Annotated in this window: 4 protein-coding genes; all 4 read left to right on the plus strand. The window is 52.7% G+C overall.

All coding sequences use genetic code 11. The features are described 5' to 3' along the window. Positions 1–350 (plus strand): rhomboid family intramembrane serine protease (locus FBQ85_28000; GenBank protein MDL1878976.1); only part of this gene is annotated, 350 nt, incomplete at its 5' end. A 120-nt stretch (positions 351–470) separates the two neighbouring features. Next, the gene (gene aroB / locus FBQ85_28005) at positions 471–1583 is read left to right on the plus strand and encodes a 3-dehydroquinate synthase (protein MDL1878977.1); all 1113 of its coding nucleotides are present in this window, start codon (positions 471–473) and stop codon (positions 1581–1583) included. Between the two features lie 12 nt (positions 1584–1595). Next, positions 1596–2165: a hypothetical protein gene (locus FBQ85_28010; protein MDL1878978.1), complete on the plus strand. Its 570-nt coding sequence runs from the start codon at positions 1596–1598 to the stop codon at positions 2163–2165. 44 nt (positions 2166–2209) lie between these two features. Further along, positions 2210–3562, plus strand: coding sequence for a tetratricopeptide repeat protein (locus FBQ85_28015; protein ID MDL1878979.1), 1353 nt, complete (start codon positions 2210–2212; stop codon positions 3560–3562). Positions 3563–3574 lie beyond the last annotated feature (12 nt).

Consider the following 3574-nt stretch of genomic DNA (forward strand, 5'->3'; position numbering starts at 1 on the left):
AGTCCGCCGCGATGATCGGCGCAAGCGGCGCGATTAGCGCGGTGATGGGCGCTTATCTCGTCATCTATCCGCGTTGCACGGTTTTGTTTTTTACGCCGTTTTTAGGATTGATGCGTCAGCCGGTCCTGGTTTACATGTTCATCTGGTTTGCCGTGCAGATCGGTTATGGATATGTTCGGCTGAAGCAGGGCGATGGCGGCGGTGTGGCTTGGTTCGCACACCTCGGCGGTTTTGTTGCAGGCATCGCCCTGGTGAAACCGCTGCAGATACTCAAAATCCATTCCTCACGTCGGCAAGCTCATGTCGCCGCGCCTGGTCGTGTCGGCCAGGATCGTCAAACTATTTTGTAATCGCAAACGGAGTGCGATGCTTCTCTTTTTTTCTCCCCGAAGAAAAACGTTTGCTCCGTCTAACAACCCATCCTTCGCTTGTTCCCTCAGTCAACTCTTCTAAACACGAGGCAAATCACTATGATAACATTGCACGTAGAATTGGGCGCCCGGCGTTATCCGATCTTGATCGCGCCGGCACTTTTGGCGCAAACCGGGGAACACCTGCGGCGCTTTGATGCTGGCTCACGTTTTGTAGTTATCACGAATGAAATCGTTGATCAGTATTATGGTGAACGCGTGATGCTGAGCTTAAGCCACGCAGGACTAACCGCGGATAAAATTAGCGTTCCTGACGGCGAGCCTCAGAAGTCTCTCACCACGATCGATTTCATCATTGGGCGCATGTTGGAGCTGCAGTGTGATCGTCAAACCGTGGTGCTGGCATTGGGCGGCGGCGTGATCGGCGATCTTGCGGGCTTTGCGGCCTCGTGTTATATGCGTGGTACTCCGTTTATACAAATGCCGACCACTCTGTTGGCGCAAGTTGATGCGAGCATTGGAGGCAAAGTGGGCGTCAATCATCGCCTGGGCAAGAACATGATCGGCGCGTTTCATCAGCCCAGGCTGGTGCTGATTGATATCGAAACGTTGCACACGTTGCCGCCGCATGAAATCGCAGCGGGCTTTGCGGAGATCGTCAAACATGCATTGATTTATGACCGCCCTTATTTCGAATTTTTGGAAAACAAGCGGGACCGCATTATGGCCGTGGAGGAGGAAACGATGACGGAGGCCATCCGCCGCAGCTGTGAAATTAAAAGCGAGATCGTCAGCCGGGATGAGCGCGAAGCGGGTTTGCGCGGGTTGTTAAATTTTGGTCACACGATTGGGCATGCTTTGGAGGCAGCTCACGGTTTTACCGGCCTGCGCCACGGCGAAGCAGTTTGGATTGGCATGCTGGCAGAAGCCTATATTGCAACAAAATCGCAATATTTGGCGGATTCGGAGTTTGCGCGGTTGGATAAATTTCTGCGCAACCTTCCGCTATCCATACAATTGGGCGGTATTTCTATGGACGAAATAGAGTATCTGATGGCACGCGATAAAAAAAATGCTGCCGGCGCCATTCGCATGGTTATGTTGCAAACCATCGGTCAAGCGACACTCACAGCCGAATGGCAGACAGATTGCCTCGCGGAGGCGATCCGCTATGCGTTGGCGGCGTTTGAGGATGGACGAGAGTTTCAGTGAAAGTAAGAGACCATGAACGAGCTTTTTTATTTTACCTTTGCCGATTTGATGATTCGAGTGGAATACCATGCCGACGCCAATGCGCTGCGCTATGCCAGCCATCGGAAAGTTACGTTTGAAGAACGGGTTCTCGTCGAGCAATACCTGCTGTCAAATGTCGCGTTGAAAACCGATTATTATAAAAAGCAGCCGGCGCTTTTCATCTATCTCGGCCTGGAGCAGCAACTGGCAAAGGAACTCAATCTCTTTCATCTGAAAAGCACCTTGCGCAAACTGGCGGCCAAGGAGAAAAACGTCAACGCCTCAGTCGAAGGATTGATCAACCAGTCGATGTCGAATTATTATTTTGAACAAATCGGCGATGCCATTGTTACTCTGCGCCGCGAAGTGGAACAAGGGCGCGATTGTGAAAGCATCGCGCCGCTTAAAGCTAAAATGGAAGAACTGGTCAGGGCTTATAACCTTCATTCGAATCAAAATATCACGATCACGGAAGTCATCCCGGTTGAGTTACAGCCCTTTTTAGGACTCCGGCGCGATTCTCAAACCGCCGTTGCAAGAGTTTCATCGCAAGAGTCTTAAAAAAATGCTGGTGCAAGGACGCAACACTACTCAGGAGAGCTGTTATGAGATGGGCACGCCTTAATATCATTCTCACCGCCGCCGCCGTCAGCATGTTCGCGGGTCTCGCGGACGCGCAGAGCTTGCCGCAAGGTTTCTTGTTCGGGCTGAGCGGGGGTACGCAAAAGCTGGTGACCTACAACAAGCGCTCGGGCCTTGGTCTCGGCGTCGAAGGACTGTTGGGTCAGCGTTTCTCCAGCCGCTTTGGCGGTAGCCTGGTTTTGGGCTTCGCCACGGTGCCGTTTAATTTCCCCGGCGTCACTTCGGCGGGGACGCGGCAGTCGGTTGCAGTCAAATCCTCGCTGCTCTATGCACAGCTTTTGTTTGATTATGAAATTGTCAATACCGGCAAGCTGCATCCCTATCTCATGATCGGCGCCGGCGGCATGAATTACAAAGGCTTCCGGCCCGCCATTCAGCAGGCAACAAACAAGCGCATTAATGATGGCAGCGCCCTTGCCGGTTTGGGTGTGCGCTACCTGGTCTCGCCCACCGTGGCCTTGAACCTCAACGGCGCTTTTCATTATACCACCAGCCAAAATCTCGATACGCAGCCTGGCGGCCCGGATAATTATGCGAGCATGCGTTTCGGCATCACGAAATTTCTCGGCCGTTCTGCCGCCGAAAGCCCGCTTGATGAAACCTTCAGCGATTTGAGCGTATTCGACGAATCGTCCGGGGAAGTGGCGGCACGTGAGGCATCGCGCAGCGGCGACGATTTGCAGACTCTCCTGGCGGATTTGGAGGGCTCTGACGGTGAAAGCTCTGATCATGAGACCCTGGACAATGCCCGGCGCGACGATATGGAAGAATACATCCGCTTGAAATCGCAAGTTGAAGAAATCAATCAGGAAATCGACAGCAAAGAAAGCGAGATTTCGTCGCTGCAAGCGGCTCTCGTTTCACAAAAGAATCAGGCCGTTGGTTTGGAAAAGAATTTGCAGAAAATGCCGAAGATGACGGCCGCGGCGCCGCCGGCTGCCCCGTCCAGCAGTTTTTCCCGGGCATATGAGGATGCCCTGAACAGTTTTTATCTCAAGCGATACGCTGAAGCGAGTGAAAAATTTTCGGCGTTGCTCAGCCAATTCCCCAATCATAGCCTGGCCAGTAATTGCTATTATTGGAGAGGCGAGGCGGAGTATCAAATGGGCAACCCGCAAGCCGCGATGGCTGACTTCAATAGAGTACTCGAATATTCAAAGTCGCTCAAACGGGATGATGCCTTGCTGATGTTGGGCCAATGCTATACCAAGCTCAATCGTCGCCAGGAGGCGCGCGAAGCTTTCGATCGGTTGATTCAGGAATTTCCGAGCAGTGAATTTGTGGCCAAGGCCGAAGAGCTGCGGGACAAAATCTGAATACGCCAGCAG

This window comes from Cytophagia bacterium CHB2, assembly GCA_030263535.1.
Classification (GTDB): Bacteria; Zhuqueibacterota; Zhuqueibacteria; order Zhuqueibacterales; family Zhuqueibacteraceae; genus Coneutiohabitans.

Excerpts from the sequence above, each read along its gene's own strand:
- aroB (MDL1878977.1), top strand. The coding sequence starts at position 471 with ATGATAACATTGCACGTAGAATTGGGCGCCCGGCGTTATCCGATCTTG.
- FBQ85_28010 (MDL1878978.1), top strand. The coding sequence starts at position 1,596 with ATGAACGAGCTTTTTTATTTTACCTTTGCCGATTTGATGATTCGAGTG.
- FBQ85_28015 (MDL1878979.1), top strand. The coding sequence starts at position 2,210 with ATGAGATGGGCACGCCTTAATATCATTCTCACCGCCGCCGCCGTCAGC.